This window comes from Rhodococcus pseudokoreensis (assembly GCF_017068395.1).
In the GTDB taxonomy this organism is placed as follows: Bacteria; Actinomycetota; Actinomycetes; order Mycobacteriales; family Mycobacteriaceae; genus Rhodococcus_F; species Rhodococcus_F pseudokoreensis.
The window spans coordinates 4,957,322-4,979,973 of record NZ_CP070619.1 but is presented as its reverse complement, the minus strand read 5'-3'; the positions used below and the strand labels follow the sequence as shown (position 1 = coordinate 4,979,973).

The window sequence follows — 22,652 nt, the reverse complement described above, 5'->3', positions numbered from 1 at the left end:
GACAGGATTTGCGGTGAACGTGCTCCTGCCCGCGTGTGATCGTCCAGAAAGCTGTACCACTGTGCTCCAGCTCATCTCGATACTCGGCCTCCTCCGACGTGCCGGCTCCACCGCATGGCCGTCGCTGCGCACCGCGTTGCTTCGCTTCGCGGGGTACCTGGTGCCGATTGCGCAGACGGCGGTCACCGCGGGGGCGGCGTGGTGGGTGTCGGTCGAGGTGGCCGGTCACGAGCAGCCGTTGCTGGCCCCGCTGGCCGCGGTCGTGTGCCTTTCCGTCGCGCGCGGCGCCCGCAGCCGCCGGGCCGGTGAACTCATCGCCGGTGTCACCATCGGAACGATCGTGTCGGACGTCGTCGTCCGGTACATCGGCAACGGCCCGTGGCAGATCTGCCTCGTGGTGGCGGTGGCCATGTCGCTGGCGGTGCTCCTCGACGGTGGTTCGGTGATCGTGCTGCAGTCGGGTTCGTCGGCGGCGTTGGTCGCGGCGATGGCGTCCGCGACCGCAGCGCACCCGTTCGACCGGGTCGTGGATGCGTTGATCGGAGGTGCGCTGAGCCTGGTGGCGTTGTCCGTGTTGCCCACCGACCCCGTGCGGCGGACGCGCCGGTGTGCCGCCGCCGTGCTGGACAGCGTGTCCGCGGCCCTCCGGCAGACGTCGAAGGGGCTGGCCGCCGGGGATGTCTCCGCGCTTGAGGACGCTCTCGCACTTGCCCGTTCGACGCAGTCGATGATCGACAGCATGCGCGTCGAACTCCGCTCTGGGTCCGAGGTGGCACGAATTTCGCCGATTCATTGGCGGGGACGCCGCCGCATCGGCCGGCTCGCGTCGATCGCGGACCCGATCGACAACGCCGCACGCAACACCCGGGTTCTGGTGCGGCGGGCCCTGATCGCCACGTACGACGGCGAGCGGGTGGACCCGCAATTGGCGGACGCCGTCTCCGAACTGGCGCACCTCGCCGACCGGATGCGGCTGATGATCCTCGCGACGACGCCGGCGAAGAAGCCCAACGAAATTCAGATCAGCGACGAACTCGAACGCTTCGCGCGGTCACTGCCGCAGCAGGAGATCTCGGCCGGTTTCTCCGCGGCGGTCGTCTCCGCGCAGGTCCGATCGATCGTCATCGACTTCTTCGAGGTGTGCGGCATCCCGCGTGCCGTCTGCCGGCCGATGCTGCCCCGTCCCGCCCAGTACGCGGGCGCGGCGTAGTCCGGCGACCTCAGGACAGGTCGAGCCGGCACTCCTCCGGCGCGCGTGAGTTGTCGATGACGCAGAACCGGTTGCCCTCGGTGTCCGCCAGCACGACGAAGTCCGAGTCCTCCGGGTACCGGTCCCACGGCACCCGCTGTGCGCCGAGGCCGACGAGTCGCTCGATCTCGGCGGCCTGATCCTCGCCGTCGCGAGCGTGCAGGTCGAGGTGCAGCCGTGGCTCGGGCTCCGCGTCGTGTTCGCTCTGCTGGATCGCGAGCACCGGGCGGCCGTCGGGCCGCGTCAGGTTGGTGAAACTGTTGTCGCCGACCGGCGGGCGCGCGGTCAGTCCGAGTGCCTCGGTCCAGAACCTGATTGCGCGGTCGACGTCGCGTGCCCCGATCACGGTCGTTCCCAGGATGAGCATGAACCGAATTTATCCGCTGCGCCGGGCCGGGGTGGACGATGTGGGGTGTGGATTTTCAGGATGCGGTGTTGCGGCCCCTCGCCGAGCGGCTGTGTCGCGTCGACGGCGTCGTCGGCGTCACCCTCGGCGGCAGCCGCGCCCGCTGCACGCACACGGCGGAATCCGACTACGACCTGGGCGTCTACTACCGCGGGACGCTCGACACCGACGGGCTGACCGCGCTCGCGCAGGAGTGGGCGGGCGCCGGGACGACTGCGACGCGCACCGGCGAATGGGGTCCGTGGGTCGACGGCGGGGCGTGGCTGTCGTGCGACGGCCGGGCGGTGGACTGGCTGTACCGCGACCTCGACCGGGTGACCGCGGTGTGGCGGGACGCGCAACAGGGGGTGTACGGGTTCCACGCCCAGACCGGTCACCCGTTCGGATTCGCGGACTTCGCCTACGCGGGCGAACTCGCGTCGGCGGTCATCCTCGCCGATCCGTCCGGACAGCTCGGCGAGTTCCGCACCGACATGCAGCACTACCCCGACGCGCTGCGCGACGCCCTGGTGCGGCGGGGACTGTGGGAGGCGGAGTTCGTCACCGTGCTGGCCCGCAAGGCAATCCCGCGAGCCGACACGACGTACGTGGCGGGGTGCCTGTTTCGCGCGGTGTGCCTGTGCGCCCACGCCCTGCACGCGCATGCCCGGCGCTGGCTCATCAGCGAGAAGGGCGCCGTCGCCGCTGCTGGCGCCCTGCCGAACGCACCGGCAGACTTCAGCGCCCGCGCTCACGCCGTCCTGGGCCGGCTCGGCACGACACCGGACGAATTGTCCGCCGCCCTGACCCTGGCCGAACGGCTCGTCGCGGACACCCGCGACGCCTGCCCGCTCACCTGACCAGGCGAACCCTCAGCCGTCCTCCCCGAACCGACCGCGGGCCTCGACCGGAATCAGCGGCTTCTCCGCCCGCGCCCTGATCTGCTGGACCGCCCACGTGTTGCCGTCCGGATCGGCGAAACCGAAGAACGTTCCCCCGTCACGCTCGTCGAACACGGTGATCTCACTGACCTCGACACCCCGGTCGAGCAACTCCTGCCGCGCCGCGGTCGCGTCGGCGACCACCAACTGCAACCCCCTCATCGACCCCGGCGCCATCTCCGTGTGCGACGGGAGGTCGCCGATCACGATCGAGCACCCCGAACCGGTCGGCGTCAGCTGGACGACGTGCATGTGCTCATTGGTGGTGTCATGATCGAGATGGAAACCGAGCTTGTCGCGGTAGAACGCGACGGATCGATCGATGTCACTGACGGGCAGAACGACCACTTCGAGGGTCCAGTCCATGATGCGAGTTCCTCCGTAGCTGGGCGGTGTACCTGGGGAGCGAAAGGCTCCGCATCAGATAGTGGCACTGTTCCGCACCGCACGCCGGCGCATCGACGACGACGCGCTCAACCGTGCGCGTGCAGCGGCTTCCCCGACAACGCGAGCATCGCTTCGCCCAGCGCCTCGGCGGTCCGGAGTTCACCCAATTCCGGTTGTCATTCACCTGAATGACATTCGCCCCGTTAGCTTCTCATCATCGAAGACACGGCCACTTCAATCGCCAGGGATGTGCGCCGGTGATCGAAGTTTGAACTAAAGTCTGGATGTCCGCAACTTGCCGATACCCGGTAATGCGCGGTCGTCACGTCTTACGGTCTTCGAACCGCCCTTACTGAGGAGAACTGTCGATGTCTTTGCCGCTGCATTCCTCGTGGATTGAGGTCGCCTCGGCACCCTCCCGAGCGCTTCCCGGGTGCCGACGGGGAGGGATGCTCACAGCCGGCGTGCTGGTGGGCGCAATGCTGATGAGCGTTACCGCTGGCGGTGTGTTGTCCGCTGCTCCGGTGGGGGCGGCCGAGGTGACGCCACCGGTCACCGTCTACGTCGCCGACGTCATCTTGAATCAGGTCGTCGGCATTGCTCCAGGAGCTGGCGAGCAGATTGCGGTCGGTAGCGGGTTGAACCAGCCGAACGGTGTGGCCGTCGATACCCGAGGTGACGTGTTCATCGCCGACACCTCTAATAATCGGGTGGTCAAGGTGACACCCGACGGCACCCAAACCATCGTCCTCGACACGGGCTTGTACGCCCCGACTCGGGTCGCAGTCAACGCCGCCGGAGACGTATTCGTCAGCGACACTCTTCACCAACGAGTACTCAGACTGCCCTCTGACGGCGGGGCTCAGACAACCGTCGGCACCAACCTCCGCACGCCCTCAGGGATCGCTGTCGACACCACCGGAAACCTGTTCATCGCCAACTTCGACGGCGGCACCGTGGTCAAGGTCCCCGCCGACGGAAGCCCCCAGACTACTGTCGCCGCCGAACTCAACCGGCCGGATGGCGTAGCGGTCGACAACGCCGGCAACGTCTACATCGCCAACCAGGGCGACAGTCGAGTCGTCAGGGTACCCGTCGACGGCGGACCCCACACCGAAGTCGGCACCGGCCTCAACGGACCATCCGGGGTCGCAGTCGATGGTGCGGCGAACGTGTACATCGCCGACAGCAGCAACCACAGAGTGGTGATGGTGCCGGCAGACGGCGGTGGCCAAACAACTATCGGGACCGGATTCAACCTACCCACCGACGTCGCCGTTGCCCCCGCTATCAGCCCGACGACTCCCCCTCCTTCCCCCGGGACAGGCTCATTGTCAGGCTTCGGCAGCAGCTAGCACACCAACACCCATCGTGAAGCCTCCGAGAAGCACTACAACCTATTGGTCCAACGTAATCCGAAGTTGACCGACTTCCGCCCTGATCGCCGTAGAGGACTATCACCTCGAGTTCCGGAGTACCGATCCGACGGCGACTCGATGAGCGCTCTGGGGGCCGATCCCTGTCGCGGTGTCACAGCATGCCTGGCATCAGAAATCACGACCGACTGCGGTCCGCACCCGCAACCCACTTTGCCGACACACACCCCTGCCCCCCATTACCGACGAGAAAAGGATTCACACATGAACCTTCGCACCCTCGCCCGTACCGCGGCGACCGCGTTGGCCACCGCCGCGATCCTCGCCGCGCCTGCACTGGCCCTCGCCCCGGCTGCCGGCGCGACCCCGGTCTACACCACCTACCCGTCATCGACGGCCTGCGCGAACGCGGGAAAGGCGCTCCGTGAGGCCTACCCGGGGCTGCGGACCTCGTGCCTGATGAAAGCCGGAACCGCAGACGGGCAGACCGAACTGAAGTACGACCCGGCCGACATCCCGAAGCTGAGGTCCAACCCGCAGCCCACACCGCCGGCGTTCGGCGGATTCTTCGGCAGCTGACACCGCCCCCGCCACCTTCAGCCCCGAGACAGGATCTCTAATGAAGCACCTCACTCGCACCGCGGCCACGGCCCTGGCAACCGTCATAATCATCAGCGCACCCGCCCTCCTGCTGGCCCCGACCGCCAACGCCACGGAATACATCACCGGCTACCCGACCTACTCGGACTGCATCAAAGCCGAGAACGCCTACCACCAAGCCCACCCCGGCACCTATGCACGCTGCGGATCGATGCCCGGACAGGCAAGCGGATGGGAACTGGCCTACGAGCCCGAAACGAACCGGCCGACGCCGACCACCTGGAACGAGATCGGCGCCAACTTCCTCCACGACTTCATCACCGGATTCTTCGACAGCTGACCCGAACACCGGAAAGCCCTGCCCGGCCTCCCGGGCGGGCCCTTCCAGTTCCGTTCTGTCAATCTCGTTCAGAACCTATCGATGCACACGAAACCGGCCCAGCGCACGCCAAGTCGATGCGAGACGACCCAGCGACATGCCCGTTCCAACCGACGAAGGCTCCCTCATCCACAACGCCATCACGCTCCTGTGTCGTTTTCCGATGATCACCCGATGTCAACCACGGACCGGGGTGCGATCTTCCCGGTGCACTCAGCCGTGCGTGTGCAGCGGTTTCCCCGACAGCGCGAGCATTGCTTCGCCCAGCGCCTCGTTCTGTGTGGGGTGCGCGTGGACGAACGGTGCGACGTCGGTGGGCAGGGCCTCCCACGCGACGGTCAGCTGAGCCTCGCCGATCAGTTCGCCGACGCGATCACCGACCATGTGCACGCCCACCACAGGGCCGGTGTCACCTGCCCTGACGACCTTGATCCCGCCCGACGTTCGCAGGATCTGGCTCTTGCCGTTGCCGGCGAGGTCGTACACCACGGACGTCGCGTCGCCGTGCCGTTCCCGGGCAGCGTCCTCGGTGAGGCCGACGGACGCGACCTCCGGGTGCGAGTACGTCACCCGCGGAATCAGATCCTCGGCCACGGGAACCGGATCGAGGCCGGCGATCTCCTCGGCGACGAAGGTTCCCTGCTGGAAACCGCGGTGCGCCAATTGAAGTCCGGCCACGATGTCCCCGACGGCATACACGCCGTCGACGGGGGTGCGCAGCCGGTCGTCGGTGACGACGAACCCGCGGTCCAGGGTGATGCCGTGTTCGGCGAATCCGCAGTCGCCGGTGCGCGGTCCCCGCCCCACCGCCACCAGCAGGATGTCCGCCTCGAGGGTGTCGCCACCCGCGAGTTCCACGAGGACGCCGTCCGCGGTTTCCTTCGCCGCGGCGACCGTGACGCCCGTACGGGTGGAGATCCCGCGTTTGCGGAACGCGCGTTCGAGTTGCTTCGAGCACCACGGATCCTCCGCCGCGACCAGGCGGGGCAGTGCCTCCACGATGGTCACGTCCGCGCCGAACGACGCCCAGACACTGGCGAACTCGACACCGATCACGCCACCCCCGAGGACGATGGCCTTCTCCGGGACGAACCCGAGAGTCAGTGCCTGATCGCTGGTGACGATGCGCTCACCGCACTCGATGGACGGCACCGTGCGGGCATAGGACCCGGTGGCCAGCACCACGGACGTCCCGGTGTAGCGGGTGCCGTCCACCTCGATCGTCCTGTCTCCGACGTACTTTCCGTGCCCGTGCACGACGGACACCGCATGATGCGCGACCAGGCCCTGCAGCCCCTTGTGCAACCGATCGATCGTGCCGTCCTTGTACCGGTGCACCGCGTCGATATCGATGCCGTCGAACGTCGTTCGCACGCCGAACTCCGCACCGGTCCGCGCGGAGTCGGCGATCTCGGCGGAATGGAGAAGCGCCTTGGTCGGGATGCAACCGCGGTGCAGGCAGGTTCCGCCGATCTTGTCCGCCTCGATCAGCCGGACCGACAGGCCGAGTTGCGCGGCCCGGAAAGCGCACGCGTAGCCGCCCGAACCACCACCGAGGATCAGGACGTCGCTGTGGGTGTCGGTCATCTACAGCCTCCCCAGCACGGTGATCGGATTCTCGATGAAGTCGGCGAACGCTCGCAGGAATCCGCCGGCGACACCGCCGTCACACACCCGGTGATCGAAACTCAGCGACACCTGCATCACCTTCCGGACAGCCAACTGCCCGTCCACGACCCACGGTTTGTCGACGATCCGGCCGACACCGAGGATCGCGGCCTCGGGATGGTTGATGATCGGGGTCGAACCGTCCACACCGAACACGCCGTAGTTGTTGAGGGTGAACGTGCCCCCGGTCAGCCGCGACGGCGGGAGTGCTCCCTCGCGGGCCAGCGCCGTGGTGTCCCGCAGTTGCCGGGCGAGGTCAACGGTCGTGAGCGAATCGGCCCGCTCGATCACCGGGACGACCAGCCCGCGTGGGGTTTGCGCCGCGATGCCGAGATGCACGTGTCCGAACTGGACGATCTCGCCCCGGTCGGTGTCGACGGTCGAGTTCAGTTCCGGGTACCGCGCCAGCGCCGCGAGGGCCAGGCGCGCGAGCAGTGCCATCAGGCTGACCTTGTCGTCCTCGGGTAGTGCGGCGTTGATCGCGCGGCGGGCGGCGAGGAGATCGGTGGCGTCCACATCGACCCACGTCGTCGCGTCCGGAATTTCGCGGCGGCTCGTCGACAGCTTGTCGGCGACCGCCTTGCGCAGGCCCTTGATCGGTATCCGCTGCACGTCGTCGGCGTCGCCGTCGGGTGTCGTGGCGAGTGCCCGCTCGACGTCGGCGCGGTTGATCACCCCTCCGGGACCGCTGCCCGGCAGCCGCGACAGGTCGAGGTCGTTCTGCCGCGCGAGGTTACGGACGACCGGCGAGATGACGCGGGTCGCAGAAGCCTTGTGGACTTGCGTGACTTCACGGTTCGCGGCGACACGACGCCGACGCCGACGGGTGTCCTCACTGGTGCCGTATCCGATGAGCACGTTGCCCGAGCCGGCGCGTTCCTCCTCCCGGTACTGCTCGTGCGCGGCGGGGGTTCCGCTGACGGTGATCAGTGGGGTGCCCACCTTCAGCGTCGAGCCTTCGTCGCCGTGCAGGGAGATCACCGTGCCCTCGAAGGGAATCGGCACCTCGACCGCAGCTTTGGCGGTCTCGACCTCGACGACGACCTGGTCGATGGTGACGGTGTCGCCGACCCGGACTCGCCATTCGGCGATGTCGGCCTCGGTGAGTCCCTCGCCGAGGTCGGGGAGCAGGAAGATCTGGTTGCTCATGCGGTCACCGCCCACCGGGTATCGGCGGAATCGTTCCACTGCAATCGGTCGACGCTGTCGAGGACGCGGTCGACGTTCGGCAGGTGCAGGCGTTCGAGTTTCGGTGCCGGGTAGGGGATGTCGAATCCGCTGACCCGCAGCACCGGGGCATGCAGATGGTGGAAGCAGCGTTCCTGCACGCGGGCGGCGATTTCGGCGCCGACACCGGCGAAACCCTGCGCCTCCTGAATGACGATGCACCGGCCGGTCTTCCGGACCGACGCCATGACCGTCTCGTCGTCGAACGGCACGATCGACCGCAGGTCGATCACCTCGAGGTCGTGGCCCTCCGCCGCGGCGGCCTCGGCGGACTCGAGTGCGACGGTCACCGACGGACCGTAGGCGACGAGCGTCGCGTCCCGGCCGGCACGCCGGACGGCCGCCTTCCCGAGCGGCGCGCCCACCGCGAGGTCGACGTCGGCGCGGGAGAAGTACAGCCGTTTCGGCTCCAGAAAAATTACCGGGTCCGGGTCGTCGATCGCCGCCCGCAGCAGGGAGTACGCGTCCTCTACCGTGGACGGGGCCACCACCTTCAGGCCCGGAGTGTGCGCGTAGTAGCCCTCACTGGAATCGCAGTGATGCTCGACGCCGCCGATGCCGCCGGCGAACGGGATCCGGATGACGATGGGCGCCGACAGCGCGCCCTTCGTGCGGTTCCGGATCTTCGCGACGTGCGAGACGATTTGCTCGAACGCCGGGTAGGCGAACGCGTCGAACTGCATCTCGACGACCGGCTTGAACCTCGCCATCGCCATGCCGATGGCGAAGCCGATGATGCCCGATTCGGCGAGCGGGGTGTCGAAGCAGCGGTCGTCGCCGAAGTCGCGGGTGAGTCCGTCGGTGACCCGGAAGACACCGCCGAGGGTGCCGACGTCCTCACCGAAGACGACGACGTTCTCGTCCGCGGCGAGCGCGTCGCGCAGTGCGGTGTTCAGGGCCTGAGCCATGGTGAGTGTGGGCATGATTCAGTGCTCCTCGGATTCGGCGGCCAGTTCGGCCTGCACCTGCGCCTGCTGTTCGCGCAACTGTGGGGTCGGTTCGGCGAAGACGTGCCGGAACAGATCGAGCGGGTCGTGGGGACGGTCGACGTTCATCCCGGCGCGCAGGGCCGCGGCGGCGGTGTCGGCCTCGGCGGTCAGGGCGTCGACGGCCGCGTCGTCGAGCAGATTCCGGCCGCGCAGATACTTCTCCAGCCGGGTCAGTGGGTCGCGTCCGAGCCACTGCTCCACCTCGGACGAATCGCGGTAGCGGGTGGCGTCGTCGGCGTTGGTGTGCGCGTCGATCCGGTAGGTGTGGGCCTCGACGATGACCGGTCCGTTGCCGGACCGGACGAAGTTCGCCGCCTCGTCCATCACTGCGAGCATGGCGACCGGGTCGTTGCCGTCGACCTGCTCGCTGCCGATTCCGTAGCCGACACCCTTGTGCGCCAGTGTGGGTGCGGCGCTCTGCCGGGCGAGCGGCACACTGATCGCGAATCCGTTGTTCTGCACCAGAAACACCACCGGGGCCTTGAACACCGCCGCGAAGTTGAGGGCCTCGTGGAAGTCGCCCTCACTGGTCGCGCCGTCGCCGCAGAACGCCAGCGCGATCGTGTCTCGACCCCGGCGGTTTTCGCCGTACGCCACACCGGTGGCGTGCAGCAACTGCGTGGCCAGCGGGGTGCACTGGGGTGCGCTGCGGTGCCGCGCCGGGTCGTAGCCGCAGTGCCAGTCGCCGGCGAGCATGCTGAGGATCTCGACCGGGTCGATGCCGCGGGCGGCGAGCGCCACCGAGTCGCGGTAGGTGGGGAACATCCAGTCGCCGGGTCGCAGGCTCATCGCCGCCGCGATCTGGCAGGCCTCCTGACCACGCGAAGACGGATACACCGCCAGCCGGCCCTGCTTGGTCAGCGCCGTCGCCTGCTGATCGAAGCGCCTGCCCAGCACCATGTTCCGGTGCATCTCCACCAGACGGTGATCGCTCGGCCTCGGATACCGGGCCTCGCTCCCGGTGAGCTCGCCCGCCGAATCCAGATACTGCACCGCGCTGTCAGCGGGAAGGAACTTCCGATACGGCCTCGCCAGGGGCGGCTCTACGAGCGTCACGTCTACCTCCAGATGCATTGTGTTCGTCAATGCTCGCAACTGAACGACCTATCGACAACGACTGGGCGGAATCAGAGACAAATGGCCTAGAATCGGCCTGTCGGGGGCAGAATGTCTCACCAGAGTGTGAGCGACCACAGCAGGGATGGACAGATGGCCGAAGGCACAGCGGACACGTACGAACTCGACGCGATCGACCGACGCATCATCAAGGAACTCGTCGCCGACAGCCGCATCTCGATGCGAGCGCTGGCGGAGAAGGCCCACATCTCCCGCGCCCACGCGTACGTCCGCATCGAGCGGTTGCAGGACGCCGGGATCATCGAGGGTTTCACCACCCGCATCTCGCATTCCAAGGCGGGTCTGGGCTCCTCCGCGTTCATCGCCCTGTCGATCAGGCAGGACTCGTGGCGGGGAATCTCCACCCAGCTGCGGACACTGCCGTTCGTCGAGCACTTCTCGTTACTGGGCGGCGATTTCGACGTACTCGTCCTCGTCCGCGCACCGGACAACAGCGCACTGCGTCACGTCGTCCTCGAACGGTTGCAGAGCCTCGAAGGTGTGCAGGCGACCAAGACGTGGCTGATCTTCGAGGAAGCCAGCGGGCCCGGACCGGAATGGGTTCGTTGACGCGGCGGATACCATCGCACTATGCGCAGCGACCTGATGCAGAACGCGGAACGCAACGGCGAACCGGGCACCTTCGTGCTCCAGAATCCCCGAATGCTCAAGGTGGACTTGACCGGAACCGGTGGCCACTTCTTCGCCCGGCAGGGAGCGATGGTCGCGTACCAGGGCGACGTCGACTTCTCGTACGAGGGCAGCGGCGGCGTCGGGAAGTTCTTCAAGAAGGCGCTGACCGGTGAGGGCATGTCGCTGATGAAGGTGTCCGGCAGCGGCGACGTGTTCCTCGCCCGCGACGCCGACGAGATCTTCCTGCTCGAACTCGAGGACGAGTCGGTGACCGTCAACGGGTCCAACGTCCTCGCGTTCGACAGCTCGCTGAGCTGGGACATCCACCGCGTCGAGGGTGCGTCGATGCTCAGCGGCGGACTGTTCAACACCACGTTCACCGGGCGCGGTGTCCTCGCCGTCACCGTGTACGGCACTCCCGTCGTCCTGAACGTCGACACGCCCACCTATGTCGACATGCAGAGCGCGGTGCTGTGGTCGACCGGCCTGCACTCGACGATCCGGAAGACGGCGAAGATGGCCGCCGCGATCGGCCGCGGATCCGGTGAGGCGTACCAGTTGTGCCTCACCGGACACGGCGTCGTCGTCGTGCAGGCCTCGGAGGGGCACCCGGTTCCCAAGGCCTGACCGCGCGGGTGCCCCTGTCGCGCCCGGCACGAAGGCCGGGCGCGGGGTCCGGCACACGTCAGGCGGACGCCCCCGCCGCCGGACGCAGGCGCGCGAGGACGTCCGTCAACGTGACGACACCGATCAGTCGCCCGTCGTCGGTGACGATCGCGAGATGGCTGCGGGTCTCGCGCATCGTGTGCAACGCCTCGTACACGGCGGCGTCCGCGTCGAGGGTCAGCACGGGGCGCATCAGGTCGGCGGCCGTCACCGCGGCGCCTGCCCGGAGGCTGTCCCGCGCGTGCACCACACCCTTGATCCCGTCGTCGTCGCGCACGAGGAGCCGGAGGTGGCTGCTTCGATCCGCGGCCGCCTTGATCGCCGCCGCGGTCGCGTCCGGGGCGACACTGCTCGGGGAGGTGTTCGGCCGCACCACGTCCCGCACGGTGAGCGACTGGAGTTCGAGGGCGCTCGTCAACTGGCCGTGGTACCGCTCGTCGAGCGTGCCGACGGTCGCGGAGTGCTCGACGAGGTGACGCAGCGCGTCGGGATCCTGGCCCGCCCCGACCTGGTCGACCGGTTCCACGCCGAACAGTCGCAGGCACCGGTTCGCCATCCGGTTCAGCACCAGCAGCAGTGGGCGGGTGGCCCACATGAACCCGCGCATCGGGATCGCCAGCAGGGTCGCCGATTTCTCCGGGTGCGCGATCGCCCACGACTTCGGCGCCATCTCGCCGACGACGAGGTGCAGGAACGTGACGATGATCAGGGCGAGGACGAATCCGAGGACGTCCGCCAGCCACAGCGGGGCACCCCACCCCGCGAACGCCGGGGTCAGCCAGTGATGCACGGCCGGCTTGGTGACGGCACCGAGCGCGAGGGTGCACACGGTGATGCCCAGCTGGGATCCGGCGAGCAACACCGACAACTCGGATGCACTGCGCAGGGCGGCCCGCGCCGCCCTGCTGGTGGGGGCGGCGTCCTCCAGGCGGTGGCGGCGGGCGGCGATCAGTGCGAACTCGATCGCCACGAAGAACGCGCTCGCCGCGATCAACCCGACGGTGACCACCACGACGACCCAGGGATTACTCATCGGTCGTCTCGCTTTCCAGGACGCGGAGCCTCACGAACAGCGAGGACGGAACGTGCTTGTCGACCGCCCGAACCTCGGCGTCGAGGCTGCGCACGGGTGGGTCGGCGTCGGTGATCAGGTCGGCCGGATTCGGGTTCAATCGAATCGCGACCACATCCCCGACGACGGGGAGACCACCGAACTCCGCGATGACGGCGCCGGCGAGCGTCTCGAAGTCACCGGACGGGAGGTCGTGTCCGAGGACGCGCTCCACCTCGTCGATGTGCAGGTCGCCGGGCATCGTCCAGCCCTCGGACTCGGAGCCCGTCACGGACGCGTCCTCGTCGGGATCGTGTTCGTCGGCGATCTCACCGACGAGTTCCTCCGCGAGATCCTCGATCGTGATGACGCCGGCGAAACCGCCGTACTCGTCGACGACGAGGGCCATCTCGTCGCGGGCGGCCGTCAACTGTTCCAGCACGTCGGGCAGCGGCAGCGACGTCGGCACGACGACGGCCTCGCGGGCCCGGGACGCGGCCACCCCGTCGGGCTGTTCGCCGAGCAGGTCGTGGAGGTGGATGACGCCGCGCAGGTCGTCGGAGGAGGTCCCGACGACCGGATAGCGGGTGTGGCCGGCGCCCATCTTCCCGAGGACGCTGATCAGGGGTTCGTCGGCCCGGACGATGTCGACGTGGGCGCGGGGAATCATGGCGTGCCCGGCGGTGCGGGTGGGGAAGTCGAGGATCCGGTCGAGCAGGGTCGACAGTTCCCGCGGCAGCTCACCGGCGTCGCGGGATTCGGCGACGATGTGCTCGAGGTCCCGCGCGGTCGCCGAGTGTTCGACGTCGTGGACCGGCTCGATCCGCAGCGCCCGCAGCAGCAGGTTCGACGACTGGTCGAACAACCAGATCAACCAGCCGAAGAGCTTCAGGTAGACGGTGGTCGACAGCGCGAGCCATCGGGCCACCGGTTCGGGACGGGCGATCGCCAGGTTCTTCGGGAACAGTTCACCGAACAGCATCTGGACGAAGGTGGAGAACAGGACGGCGAGGACGGCACCGACACCGATCCCGACCGCGGTCGGGATGCCGACGCCGCCGAGGAGTTCGCCGAGACCGCGCCCGATCAGGGGTTCGGCGACATAACCGACGAGCAGACCGGTGACCGTGATGCCCAACTGGGCGCCGGACAGCATGAACGAGGTGCGGCGAGTGACGCCCAGCGCACGGGCGGCGCCCGCGTCTCCCGCCTCGGCCCTGGCCTTGAGCCGCGAACGGTCGACCGACATGTACGCGAATTCCTGCGCGACGAAATAGCCGGTCAGGGCGGTGATCAGTAATACGACGACGACGCCGAAGCCGATGCTCAGGACGGTCACCATGGTGTCACCCGCGTCCTGCATCCGGGACTGCGGTGATCACTCTGGGGCGGGCTGGGTCTTCGGGGGCGCGAAGCGCTGGTCATGGCTCTCTCTGCAATAGGAGTACGAGCCACCCATAGTAAAGGACTCTTTACCTTTTAGTGCGGAGGGGTGCGCAGCGTCACCGGGATCAATCGGCGTGAGCCGCCGAGAACGCGCGCATCACCGCTGCCGGGATCCGGCCCTTCTCCGACACCTCGATGCCCTGAGTCCGAGCCCAGGCGCGGACGACCGCGGGGCGCTGCACGTCGACTTTCGCGGGCGCCACGGGCGGAGCTGTCGCGAACGTCGTTTCGAGATCGCTGGTCGCCCGGGCCGATTCCCACTCGTGCAGGCAGGCACCCAGCCAGCGATACGTCCACTCCTGCCCCAGTTGCCGCGTCTCGCAGAACGTCACCGGCAGCGCCGGGAACCGGGCCTGCAATTCGGCGAGCGCCTCGGCGACCCTGGCGCCGCTGACGTGTTCGAGCTTGAACAGCCGGCTGTACCGATCCTCGACCACCACCGCGGCCCGAGGCAGCGCGCTCAACTCGGCCGCCGCGTACGTCATCCGCCCGGACAGCAGACTCGCCGCAAGATCCTCGAGCGTCTTGCGCTCCACCACCGCCACGATCTCGTCGCCGACCTCGACCGCATAGTCCCCCGCCGACAACCGTCGCCGGACCGTGGTCGCCTGCTGCCTCCCGAACGTGTACGGATACTTTTCGGCGGTGTCGACGACGATGTCGAGCACGCGGCCGTGCGCCCGCGCCGTCGGCACCGTGACGGCGGGCCTCGCCTGCTTGGCGGTGCGCGGCGACTGCCAGAAGATCATCTCCCGGCCCCGCGCTCGGGTCATGACCAGTTGGGAGCGGTTCTCCCGGGCACGGGTGAGCACCAGGTCGATCGCGGGGCCTCGCCGGGTGCACGAACGAACCTCGAGCCGCTCCAGAATCTCGGCGTCGGCGGGCCACTCGTCGGCGCGGTGGCAGTAGACCTTGGATTCGCGAGGCCACGGCTGCTTCGCCTTGACGACGATGCCGCCCGGTCCGAGCGGAACCCTCACCAGATAGGGAAGCGTCGAACCGGCTTCCGGATTCCGCGCGATCAGCAGGTCGTCGGGCATACCGCCAGAATAAAGGTCAGTCGGCGCTCTTGATGGTCTTCATCGTGATCAGCGACGTCACCCGCGATACGGCCGGGAGTCCGCTGAGCTTGGTGGCCATGAAGTTCTCGTACGTCGCGAGGTCGCGGACCGCGACCCGGATGAAGTAGTCGGGGATCCCGAACAGCCGCCGGCATTCGATCACCTCGTCGAAGGCGGCGACCCGGGATTCGAACTGCTCGATGGTCGCCTGGTCGTTCACCCCGATCTCGGCGGTGACGATCACCTGGAATCCCCGATCGAGCGCCTCCTGGCTGACGATGGCGCGGTAGCCGGTGATGACGCCGTCCGCCTCGAGTTTCTTGACCCTGCGCAGGCACGGGGAGGGAGTCAGACCCACGAGATCCGCCAATTCGGTGTTGGTCAGACTGGAGTCGTTGCGCAGGTGGTCGAGAATTGCGTGATCGATGTCATCCATCGCACTATTATTGCGCAAGAGTTCGATTATGGGCATTCGCTCGCAATCGCGCACCGGGATGGTTGCTATAGATTTGCGTGGTGATCGATCCAGCCCCCTTTTCCAGGACCGCAGTCGTCGACCCCGACCACCGGCACACCCCGGAATGGCGTCGGGCCCTGCAGGCGTCCCTCCCCGTCGGGATCGGGTTGGTTCCGCTGGGGATCGCCCTCGGAGTGCTCGTGGTCCAGCAGGGACTCAACCCCTGGTGGGCGCTGGTCTTCACCTCGCTGATCTACGCCGGTTCCCTCGAATTCATCGCGGTCGGCATGGTCGCCACCCTGACGCCACTCCCCTACATCGCGCTGACCGCGCTGCTGGTGAACTTCCGGCACGTGTTCTACGCCTTGAGTTTTCCCCTCGACAGGGTCAAGGGCCGGCTCGCCCGGTTCTACAGCATGTTCGCGTTGACCGACGAGGCGTACGCCATGTCGGTCACCGGCGACCGGAGGTCGATGACGGGTCGAGTCATGGTGTACTCGCAGCTGTATCTCCACGCGTACTGGATCGGTGGGGCGATTCTCGGAGCGACTGCAGCACAGTGGATCCCGGAGAACATCGTCGGGCTCGACTTCGCACTGACCGCACTGTTCGTCGTGCTGTCCATCGAGGCGATCCGGGCCCAGAGCGGTTTCGCGGTTCCCACGATCGCCGTGGCCTGCGCGCTGACCGCGCGACTCGTCGACGCCGAACACATGCTGCCGATCGCGATGGGCGCATTCGTGAGCCTGCTCGTCGTCCGGTACTTCGTCACACGCAGAAAGGCGCCCGCCGATGCCTGACCCCGGTTACATCCTCGCGGCCGTCGCGATCATGGCGGTGGTCACGTTCGCCCTGCGGGCGGTCCCGTTCGCGATCGTCATGCCGTTGCGGTCGTCCGCGCTCGTCGGCTACCTGGGTGTCTACATGCCTGCCGGGATCATGCTGATCCTGGTGGCGTACTCGCTGAAGAACGTCTCCGTCACCGCCCCGTCGCACGGGATCCCCGAATTGATCGCGGTGGGGGCCACGGCCGCGGTACACCTGTGGCGTAAGAACGCGGTGCTCTCCATCGTCGTCGGGACCGGGCTGTACGTCGTCCTGATGAACTGGGCATTCGCCTGAGCCCGGCGCGCCTCACGTTCTACGATGCAACCACACGGGTAGGCAGGAACCACAAGACAGTCGGCCGTTTCTCGGGAAGGACGCACTGATGAGTGAACAAGATGCCGGTTCGGTGACGGGTCTACGGGACAAGGACTACAACCTGATCTGGTTCGTCGAGGCCTCACTGAGCAACGCGCTGCGTCTCGAGGGCTACATCTCCGACGCCGACATGGACGGCGACGCCGAGTTGGCCGACTTCTTCCGCCGCGCCCAGGCCGTCAGCCGGAAGGGCGGCGATCTGGGCAAGGCGATGCTCGCCGCCCGCCTCGGGAAGGACAAGAAGGACAAGTAAGGTCCACTGCGCAACGAAAACCGCCGGCACCCGAAGGTGCCGGCGGCTTCTGCGACGGTGCCGTCATATCGCCTCTCGGCAAGTGGTCGCTCTAGGCGACGAATTTAATGTGGTACCCGGGGTATGTCCGACACCGTCAGCGCGTTTAACAGTACCGGCCTCGGAGATATTCCGCGATATCCCGCGGGCCCGGAATCACCCCGACTCCGGAACAAGTGTCCGACTACCCGAACCGGGAGCGAACCCATGGTCATCGTGCGCAGGGCACATCACCGTCGAACCGGATCAGCGCGAGTCCTACCTCGCAGGCTGCGTGAGCGTCGTCGAACAGGCGCGCGGCGCGGCCGGCTGCCTCGACTTCGCCATCTCCGCCGACCTGATCGACCCCGGCCGGATCAACATCTTCGAGCGCTGGGAGTCGCAGGCGGCGGTCGACACCTTCCGCAGCAGTGGCCCCAGCGACGAGCAGGGCGCGGCGATGCTCACGGCGTCGGTAGCCGAGTACGACGTCGCCGACGAGCGGTCGTTGTTCGGGGAAGACGCCGTTTGACCGACGAGCAGGGAACGTCGTCTCCGTCGACGGAGCGGCGGTGGCTTCGAACGCGGCGGATGGATCTCGCTCGCGTTGGCATTGAACACGCAGCCCGAATACGTGGCATCGACGACGCTCAGCGAACCGCAGTTGGGCGAACACGACCGTTCTGTCCAGCGAACCACGATCCAGACCACGGGACATTTCCGGTCTTCCTCACGGCTTGACCACTGCTTTCTGTCTCAAATTCCTCACATTTCTTCAGTCGTCACTGACGTGACAGAGGACGGAGACGAAGAGGAACATGGAACAAATGAAAGCGGTGCGGCGCCACGCCTACGGCGGACCGGAGAAGCTGGTCTACGAGGATGCTCCCCGCCCCGAGTCTGCCGGGGACGAACTCCTGGTGCGGGTGCACGCTGCGGGAGTCAACGTGTTGGACTGGCTGCTGGGCGAAGGCGGGTTCGAATACTTTCCCGATGTTCCGCTGCCGTGGATTCCGGGGTGGGACATCTCGGGAGTTGTGGAAGTGGTCGGTACCGACGTCAGCGGATTCCAGCAGGGCGACAGCGTCTATGGAATGGTTCGGCTGCCCGAACCCGGCAACGCCTACGCCGATTACGCGTCAGTCCCCGCCGGTCAGGTCGTCGCCAAGCCGCCCAGCCTGGACCACATACAAGCGGCGGCGCTGCCGATGACCGGATTGACGGCGTGGCGGGCCCTCTTCGACGAGGCCGGCCTACAACGAGGGCAACGCGTGTTGATCCATGCCGCCTCGGGCGGTGTCGGCCATCTGGCCGTGCAATTTGCGAAAGCACTCGGAGCACACGTGGTCGCAACCGCGTCCGGCTCCAACCGGGAGTATGTGAAATCGCTCGGCGCTGACGAGTTCGTCGACTACCGCAAGCAGCGGTTCGAGACGTCGGTGGCTCCGGTGCATGCCGTGATCGACACCGTCGGCGGCGACGTCCAACAGCGGTCCCTCGACGTGCTGGAGCGCGACGGGGTTCTCGTTGCCCTGCCAGCAGAGGTCCCGGACCAGGTCAAGGCCGAAGCCGAGCGACGCGGTATACGGACGCGACACTTCAGCGTCGAACCGAACGCTGACACACTGGCCAAAATCTCCCGGCTCGTCGAGGACGGCACAGTGCGGCCCACAGTCAGCTCGGTGTATCCCCTCGCCGCGGCGCAAGCCGCCCACGAAGAGGGTCGGGGAGGACACGTCCGAGGGAAGCTTGTCCTCGACGCGACCACGCCTGCTTCCTGACCACCGTGCATCAAGTCGGCACTCTGAACGCATCCGGGTTCTGAATGATTGATCGCGCGTGATCGCGATCCGGCAGTCGTCGCGGCGTAGACCTGGCACGATGGCGGGGTGACCGATTCCGATCGCGTCCTCGTCCTCGGCTCGGGGTTCGCCGGTTTGTGGGCCGCGCTGGGGGCAGCGCGGCGGCTCGACGAACTCGGCGCAGCGGGCGCCGTCGATGTGACGGCGATCAGCGCGAAGCCGTTCCACGACATCCGGGTCCGCAACTACGAAGCGGACCTGAGCGCGTGCCGCATCCCGCTGGCCGACCTGCTCGACCCGGTCGGCGTCGGGCACATCACCGCCGAGGTGACGGCGATCGACACCGCGGCGCGCACCGTCACCGTCTCGGGCGACGGGGCAGCAGGCACGCAGCGTTACGACCGCCTCGTCCTGGCGCTGGGCAGCCGAGTGGCGAAGCCCGACATCCCCGGCCTGCGGGAATTCGGCTTCGACGTGGACACGTACGACGGCGCGATGAAGCTGCAGCGCCACCTGGCCACACTGTCCAACGGCCGAGCGGGCGCCGGCGCGGCGACCGCGGTGGTGGTCGGCGCCGGACTCACCGGCATCGAAACGGCGTCCGAGTTGCCCGCAATGCTCGCGAAGGCCTGCCACGGCGAATCGCGGGTGGTGCTGATCGACCACAATCCCCACGTCGGTTCCGACATGGGAGACTCGGCGCGACCGGTGATCGAAGCGGGCCTGTCCGACAACGGCGTCGAGACGATGACCGGTGTCGGCGTCGCGGCGGTCGACGAGCACGGGGTGACGCTCTCCTCCGGCGAGGTGCTGGCGGCGAGCACCGTCGTCTGGTGCGCGGGCATGCGGGCGAACCCGCTGACCGCACAACTCGATGCCGAGCGCGACCGGCTCGGCCGCCTGCCGGTCGACGACTATCTGCGGGTGATCGGCTCGCCCGGCGTATTCGCCGCGGGTGACGTCGCCGCGGCGCGGGTGGACGAGGGCCACCTGTCGGTGATGTCGTGCCAGCACGGGCGTCCGATGGGCCGCTACGCGGGCTACAACGTCATCAGCGATCTACTGGGGGAGCCGATGCTGCCGCTCCGGATCCCCTGGTACGCCACCATTCTCGACCTCGGACCGGCCGGTGCGGTCTACACCGAGGGGTGGGATCGCCAGGTGGTGACTCGCGGCGCGCAGGCCAAAGCCACCAAGGTCACCATCAACACCCAGCGCATCTATCCCCCGCTGAACCGCGACCGCGACGCGCTGCTGGCCGCCGCCGCGCCGGTGCTGCAGGCACGACCCGACCCCGGACAGTGACCATCCGGGCCTTCTGAAGACATTCTGCGCCGATCGACTTGGTCGCTTCCTGACCAGCAGCTTTTACTGCATGGTGCCGCGCTACGCCCAGGTTGAGCCACATGGGTCTTGTATTGATGCCATCTTGGTGCCATAGTGGTGCCATGCACTTGATCTCGTACGGAAGACACCGCGACCGCACCGCCTGCTGAGCCGTTCGAGGATGCGGCCGTGCATCCCGCCACATCACGTCCCCGACCTGCGGGACGTGCCACCCACCCACGATGAAGGGGGAAACCATGCCCAAATTCGAGACACCCGAACCGATTTCCGTCACGCTCGGCCTCGGCGTCGGCAATGTGCGGATCACCGCGAGCGACCGCACCGACACCGTCGTCGACGTGCATCCGAGCGACGACTCCGACGAGTCGGACGTCGAGGCCGCCCGGCAGGTCCGCGTCGACTACACGGACGGCGTTCTCCAGGTCACGGGACCGAAGGCGCGCGCCTTCGACTTCTCCCACAAGACCAGGTCGGTGAACGTGTCCATCGAAGTGCCCAGCGGTTCAAGGGTATCCGGTTCGTTGCAGGTGGGAAACCTCAGCGGCGAGGGCCGGCTCGGGCAATGCACGTTCAAGACCTCCGCCGGGAACGTCCGGCTCGAGCGAACCGGCTCCCTGCGCGTGAACACCGCCGCCGGCGACGTCACCGCGGACGGCGTCGCGGGCGACGCCGAGATCCACACCGGCTCCGGGAAGATCCGCATCGGCGAGACCGCGGGCTCCGTGGTCGTGAAGAACTCCAACGGCGACACCACGATCGCCGCGGTCACCGGGGACGTCCGGGTGCGCTCGGCGAACGGCGCCATCTCCGTCGACCGGGCAGGCGCGAGTGTCGAGGCGAAGACGGCCAACGGCAGCATTCGCATCGCCGAGGTGGCCCACGGCTCGGTGGAGGTCGGGACAGCGATGGGCGACCTGGAGATCGGCATCGCCGAGGGCACCGCCGCACGGCTGGACGTGAAGTCGAAGTTCGGGCGGGTGCACAACCTGCTGGATGACGTCACCCGGCCCGCGGCGTCCGACCGGACCGCCGAAGTGCGTGCGCACACCTCGTTCGGCGGCATCACGATCCGCCGTTCCTGATCCACTTCCAGCCCTGGAGAAAGGGAAAACCCATGACCGTCAGGCACACTCACCCGGCACGAGAAGGACATCCGATGAGCCGAACCGTTCCCGTCCCGCACGGCCTCCCCATGGATCGCGACGCGGGCCCGTTCGACCCGCCCAGCGCGATCACCCGGCTGCGCGACGCTCGACCCGTCAGTCCGCTGGTCTTCCCCGACGGTCACGAGGGCTGGCTCGTCACCGGCTACGACGCGGTCCGCCGGCTTCTGGCCGACACCCGGTTCAGCTCCCGCTCGGACCTCGGCATTCTCCACGTGCCGTACGAGACGCCCGGCATGCCCGCCGCCACCGAGCCGTCCCCGCAGGTGCCGGGTCTGTTCATCGCGATGGACGCGCCGGACCACACCCGGTTGCGACGCAAACTCACCGGCGCCTTCACCGTGCGGCGTATGAAGCAACTCGAGGAGCACATCGTCGACGTCGTCGAACGGCAACTGGACGAGATGTCGCACCTGCCCCAGCCGGTCGACCTGGTCAAGGAGTTCGCACTGCCCGTGCCCTCACTGGTGATCTGCGAACTGCTCGGCGTTCCCTACGCGGATCGGGAGACGTTCCAGGTCAACACGGCCAAATTCCTGGTCAAGGACCAGTCGCTCGACGAGAAGATGGCCGCGTACGGCGCGCTGACCGGGTATCTGGCCGAACTGGTCGCGCTCAAACGCGCGGCGCCCGGCGAGGACATCCTGTCCGACCTGGCCCGCGACGACGACCTCACCGTCGAGGAGCTGATCGGCGTCGCGTTCCTGCTGCTGCTCGCGGGCCACGAGACGACCGCCAACATGCTCGCGCTGGGCGCCTTCGCGCTGCTGGAGCACCCCGAGCAGCTGGCCGAACTCCGCGCCGACCCGGACCTGATGCCCGATGCCGTCGAGGAACTCATGCGCTACCTGGCCGTCGCCGACATCTTCTACCGCTACGCCACCGAAGACATCGAACTCGGCGGCGAAACGATCGGACAGGGATCGACCGTCGTCGTCTCCCTGCTGGCCGCCAACCGCGACCCCTTGCGTTTCGACGACCCCGACACCCTGGACATCCACCGCAAGGCCCGCGGTCACCTGTCCTTCGGCCACGGCGTCCACCTGTGCCTGGGCCAGCAACTTGCCCGCCTCGAGATGCGCGCCGGCTTCGAGGGACTGCTGCGCCGCTTCCCGAATCTCGAACTCGCCGTCCCGGCGGGCGAGGTGAAACTCAAGTCCGACATGAATATCTATGGCGTGCACTCACTTCCGGTGCGTGCCTTCGGCCCGTGAGTACTTATTAACGTCGGGCGG

General features: G+C 67.6%; 25 protein-coding genes. 15 read left to right on the top strand and 10 right to left on the bottom strand.

The window, feature by feature from the left end:
- Positions 1-61 precede the first annotated feature (61 nt).
- A complete protein-coding gene (locus JWS13_RS27970) occupies positions 62-1,210 on the top strand; it encodes an FUSC family protein (protein WP_206008661.1) in 1,149 nt (382 codons plus the stop codon).
- A gap of 10 nt (positions 1,211-1,220) precedes the next feature.
- On the opposite strand, the gene JWS13_RS27965 is transcribed toward JWS13_RS27970, so the two are convergent.
- The gene (locus JWS13_RS27965; protein WP_206008659.1) at positions 1,221-1,616 is read right to left on the bottom strand and encodes a VOC family protein; all 396 of its coding nucleotides are present in this window, start codon (positions 1,614-1,616) and stop codon (positions 1,221-1,223) included.
- A gap of 38 nt (positions 1,617-1,654) precedes the next feature.
- On the opposite strand from JWS13_RS27965, the gene JWS13_RS27960 reads away from it, so the two are divergent.
- A complete protein-coding gene (locus tag JWS13_RS27960) occupies positions 1,655-2,494 on the top strand; it encodes a nucleotidyltransferase domain-containing protein (protein ID WP_206008656.1) in 840 nt (279 codons plus the stop codon).
- 12 nt (positions 2,495-2,506) lie between these two features.
- Here the strand turns inward: JWS13_RS27960 and JWS13_RS27955 are convergent, their stop codons facing one another.
- Complete coding sequence (locus JWS13_RS27955; RefSeq protein ID WP_206008653.1) at positions 2,507-2,941, bottom strand: VOC family protein; 435 nt, start codon at positions 2,939-2,941, stop codon at positions 2,507-2,509.
- Positions 2,942-3,411: 470 nt separating this feature from the next.
- Here JWS13_RS27955 and JWS13_RS27950 point away from each other — a divergent pair, with 470 nt between their 5' ends.
- From JWS13_RS27950 to JWS13_RS27940, 3 genes are all read left to right on the top strand, one after another.
- Positions 3,412-4,317 carry an NHL repeat-containing protein gene (locus tag JWS13_RS27950; protein WP_206008646.1) on the top strand — a complete coding sequence of 302 codons (906 nt, stop codon included), beginning with the start codon at positions 3,412-3,414 and terminating at the stop codon, positions 4,315-4,317.
- A 285-nt stretch (positions 4,318-4,602) separates the two neighbouring features.
- Positions 4,603-4,917, top strand: a complete 315-nt coding sequence (locus JWS13_RS27945) for a hypothetical protein (protein WP_206008644.1) — start codon at positions 4,603-4,605, stop codon at positions 4,915-4,917.
- 40 nt (positions 4,918-4,957) lie between these two features.
- On the top strand, positions 4,958-5,278 hold the full coding sequence (locus JWS13_RS27940) for a hypothetical protein (protein WP_206008642.1): 321 nt from the start codon (positions 4,958-4,960) through the stop codon (positions 5,276-5,278).
- 252 nt (positions 5,279-5,530) lie between these two features.
- On the opposite strand, the gene lpdA is transcribed toward JWS13_RS27940, so the two are convergent.
- Genes lpdA through pdhA form a run of 4 tightly spaced genes read right to left on the bottom strand, consistent with a single transcriptional unit; the run spans position 5,531 to position 10,275 of the window.
- Complete coding sequence (gene lpdA / locus JWS13_RS27935) at positions 5,531-6,904, bottom strand: dihydrolipoyl dehydrogenase (RefSeq protein ID WP_206008639.1); 1,374 nt, start codon at positions 6,902-6,904, stop codon at positions 5,531-5,533.
- A complete protein-coding gene (locus JWS13_RS27930) occupies positions 6,905-8,134 on the bottom strand; it encodes a dihydrolipoamide acetyltransferase family protein (protein ID WP_206008638.1) in 1,230 nt (409 codons plus the stop codon).
- Complete coding sequence (locus tag JWS13_RS27925; protein ID WP_206008637.1) at positions 8,131-9,135, bottom strand: alpha-ketoacid dehydrogenase subunit beta; 1,005 nt, start codon at positions 9,133-9,135, stop codon at positions 8,131-8,133. The genes JWS13_RS27930 and JWS13_RS27925 overlap by 4 nt, the downstream gene beginning before the upstream one ends.
- Before the next feature lie 3 nt (positions 9,136-9,138).
- Complete coding sequence (gene pdhA, locus JWS13_RS27920; protein ID WP_206008635.1) at positions 9,139-10,275, bottom strand: pyruvate dehydrogenase (acetyl-transferring) E1 component subunit alpha; 1,137 nt, start codon at positions 10,273-10,275, stop codon at positions 9,139-9,141.
- Positions 10,276-10,410: 135 nt separating this feature from the next.
- Between pdhA and JWS13_RS27915 the strand changes: the two genes are divergently transcribed.
- Complete coding sequence (locus tag JWS13_RS27915; protein WP_124391460.1) at positions 10,411-10,887, top strand: Lrp/AsnC family transcriptional regulator; 477 nt, start codon at positions 10,411-10,413, stop codon at positions 10,885-10,887.
- Positions 10,888-10,908: 21 nt separating this feature from the next.
- Complete coding sequence (locus tag JWS13_RS27910; protein WP_206008633.1) at positions 10,909-11,577, top strand: AIM24 family protein; 669 nt, start codon at positions 10,909-10,911, stop codon at positions 11,575-11,577.
- A gap of 58 nt (positions 11,578-11,635) precedes the next feature.
- Here the strand turns inward: JWS13_RS27910 and JWS13_RS27905 are convergent, their stop codons facing one another.
- The 4 genes from JWS13_RS27905 to JWS13_RS27890 all read right to left on the bottom strand — a co-directional run bounded on the left by JWS13_RS27905 (position 11,636) and on the right by JWS13_RS27890 (position 15,610).
- Positions 11,636-12,649, bottom strand: coding sequence for a hemolysin family protein (locus JWS13_RS27905; protein WP_206008631.1), 1,014 nt, complete (start codon positions 12,647-12,649; stop codon positions 11,636-11,638).
- A complete protein-coding gene (locus JWS13_RS27900; RefSeq protein ID WP_206008629.1) occupies positions 12,642-14,009 on the bottom strand; it encodes a hemolysin family protein in 1,368 nt (455 codons plus the stop codon). Before JWS13_RS27900 ends, JWS13_RS27905 begins: the two co-directional genes overlap by 8 nt.
- Before the next feature lie 169 nt (positions 14,010-14,178).
- Positions 14,179-15,153, bottom strand: coding sequence for an ERCC4 domain-containing protein (locus tag JWS13_RS27895; protein ID WP_206008627.1), 975 nt, complete (start codon positions 15,151-15,153; stop codon positions 14,179-14,181).
- A gap of 16 nt (positions 15,154-15,169) precedes the next feature.
- The gene (locus JWS13_RS27890) at positions 15,170-15,610 is read right to left on the bottom strand and encodes an Lrp/AsnC family transcriptional regulator (RefSeq protein ID WP_005254660.1); all 441 of its coding nucleotides are present in this window, start codon (positions 15,608-15,610) and stop codon (positions 15,170-15,172) included.
- Positions 15,611-15,687: 77 nt separating this feature from the next.
- Here JWS13_RS27890 and JWS13_RS27885 point away from each other — a divergent pair, with 77 nt between their 5' ends.
- The 8 genes from JWS13_RS27885 to JWS13_RS27850 all read left to right on the top strand — a co-directional run bounded on the left by JWS13_RS27885 (position 15,688) and on the right by JWS13_RS27850 (position 22,631).
- Positions 15,688-16,431 carry an AzlC family ABC transporter permease gene (locus tag JWS13_RS27885; RefSeq protein WP_206008618.1) on the top strand — a complete coding sequence of 248 codons (744 nt, stop codon included), beginning with the start codon at positions 15,688-15,690 and terminating at the stop codon, positions 16,429-16,431.
- Positions 16,424-16,753 carry a branched-chain amino acid transporter permease gene (locus JWS13_RS27880; RefSeq protein WP_124391465.1) on the top strand — a complete coding sequence of 110 codons (330 nt, stop codon included), beginning with the start codon at positions 16,424-16,426 and terminating at the stop codon, positions 16,751-16,753. Before JWS13_RS27885 ends, JWS13_RS27880 begins: the two co-directional genes overlap by 8 nt.
- Before the next feature lie 88 nt (positions 16,754-16,841).
- A complete protein-coding gene (locus tag JWS13_RS27875; RefSeq protein ID WP_206008617.1) occupies positions 16,842-17,087 on the top strand; it encodes a hypothetical protein in 246 nt (81 codons plus the stop codon).
- Between the two features lie 268 nt (positions 17,088-17,355).
- Positions 17,356-17,637 carry a putative quinol monooxygenase gene (locus tag JWS13_RS27870; RefSeq protein ID WP_206011751.1) on the top strand — a complete coding sequence of 94 codons (282 nt, stop codon included), beginning with the start codon at positions 17,356-17,358 and terminating at the stop codon, positions 17,635-17,637.
- Positions 17,638-17,923: 286 nt separating this feature from the next.
- Entirely contained in the window at positions 17,924-18,886 is a 963-nt protein-coding gene (locus tag JWS13_RS27865) for an NADP-dependent oxidoreductase (RefSeq protein WP_206008616.1), read from the top strand.
- A 108-nt stretch (positions 18,887-18,994) separates the two neighbouring features.
- Entirely contained in the window at positions 18,995-20,212 is a 1,218-nt protein-coding gene (locus JWS13_RS27860) for an NAD(P)/FAD-dependent oxidoreductase (protein WP_206008615.1), read from the top strand.
- Between the two features lie 278 nt (positions 20,213-20,490).
- Complete coding sequence (locus JWS13_RS27855) at positions 20,491-21,336, top strand: DUF4097 family beta strand repeat-containing protein (protein WP_206008612.1); 846 nt, start codon at positions 20,491-20,493, stop codon at positions 21,334-21,336.
- 74 nt (positions 21,337-21,410) lie between these two features.
- The gene (locus JWS13_RS27850; RefSeq protein WP_206008611.1) at positions 21,411-22,631 is read left to right on the top strand and encodes a cytochrome P450; all 1,221 of its coding nucleotides are present in this window, start codon (positions 21,411-21,413) and stop codon (positions 22,629-22,631) included.
- The last annotated feature ends 21 nt before the right edge of the window (positions 22,632-22,652 follow it).

Excerpts from the sequence above, each read along its gene's own strand:
- JWS13_RS27965 (WP_206008659.1), bottom strand. The coding sequence starts at position 1,616 with ATGCTCATCCTGGGAACGACCGTGATCGGGGCACGCGACGTCGACCGC.
- JWS13_RS27960 (WP_206008656.1), top strand. The coding sequence starts at position 1,655 with ATGTGGGGTGTGGATTTTCAGGATGCGGTGTTGCGGCCCCTCGCCGAG.
- JWS13_RS27955 (WP_206008653.1), bottom strand. The coding sequence starts at position 2,941 with ATGGACTGGACCCTCGAAGTGGTCGTTCTGCCCGTCAGTGACATCGAT.
- JWS13_RS27950 (WP_206008646.1), top strand. The coding sequence starts at position 3,412 with ATGCTCACAGCCGGCGTGCTGGTGGGCGCAATGCTGATGAGCGTTACC.
- JWS13_RS27945 (WP_206008644.1), top strand. The coding sequence starts at position 4,603 with ATGAACCTTCGCACCCTCGCCCGTACCGCGGCGACCGCGTTGGCCACC.
- JWS13_RS27940 (WP_206008642.1), top strand. The coding sequence starts at position 4,958 with ATGAAGCACCTCACTCGCACCGCGGCCACGGCCCTGGCAACCGTCATA.
- lpdA (WP_206008639.1), bottom strand. The coding sequence starts at position 6,904 with ATGACCGACACCCACAGCGACGTCCTGATCCTCGGTGGTGGTTCGGGC.
- JWS13_RS27930 (WP_206008638.1), bottom strand. The coding sequence starts at position 8,134 with ATGAGCAACCAGATCTTCCTGCTCCCCGACCTCGGCGAGGGACTCACC.
- JWS13_RS27925 (WP_206008637.1), bottom strand. The coding sequence starts at position 9,135 with ATGCCCACACTCACCATGGCTCAGGCCCTGAACACCGCACTGCGCGAC.
- pdhA (WP_206008635.1), bottom strand. The coding sequence starts at position 10,275 with ATGCATCTGGAGGTAGACGTGACGCTCGTAGAGCCGCCCCTGGCGAGG.
- JWS13_RS27915 (WP_124391460.1), top strand. The coding sequence starts at position 10,411 with ATGGCCGAAGGCACAGCGGACACGTACGAACTCGACGCGATCGACCGA.
- JWS13_RS27910 (WP_206008633.1), top strand. The coding sequence starts at position 10,909 with ATGCGCAGCGACCTGATGCAGAACGCGGAACGCAACGGCGAACCGGGC.
- JWS13_RS27905 (WP_206008631.1), bottom strand. The coding sequence starts at position 12,649 with ATGAGTAATCCCTGGGTCGTCGTGGTGGTCACCGTCGGGTTGATCGCG.
- JWS13_RS27900 (WP_206008629.1), bottom strand. The coding sequence starts at position 14,009 with ATGGTGACCGTCCTGAGCATCGGCTTCGGCGTCGTCGTCGTATTACTG.
- JWS13_RS27895 (WP_206008627.1), bottom strand. The coding sequence starts at position 15,153 with ATGCCCGACGACCTGCTGATCGCGCGGAATCCGGAAGCCGGTTCGACG.
- JWS13_RS27890 (WP_005254660.1), bottom strand. The coding sequence starts at position 15,610 with ATGGATGACATCGATCACGCAATTCTCGACCACCTGCGCAACGACTCC.
- JWS13_RS27880 (WP_124391465.1), top strand. The coding sequence starts at position 16,424 with ATGCCTGACCCCGGTTACATCCTCGCGGCCGTCGCGATCATGGCGGTG.
- JWS13_RS27875 (WP_206008617.1), top strand. The coding sequence starts at position 16,842 with ATGAGTGAACAAGATGCCGGTTCGGTGACGGGTCTACGGGACAAGGAC.
- JWS13_RS27865 (WP_206008616.1), top strand. The coding sequence starts at position 17,924 with ATGGAACAAATGAAAGCGGTGCGGCGCCACGCCTACGGCGGACCGGAG.
- JWS13_RS27855 (WP_206008612.1), top strand. The coding sequence starts at position 20,491 with ATGCCCAAATTCGAGACACCCGAACCGATTTCCGTCACGCTCGGCCTC.
- JWS13_RS27850 (WP_206008611.1), top strand. The coding sequence starts at position 21,411 with ATGAGCCGAACCGTTCCCGTCCCGCACGGCCTCCCCATGGATCGCGAC.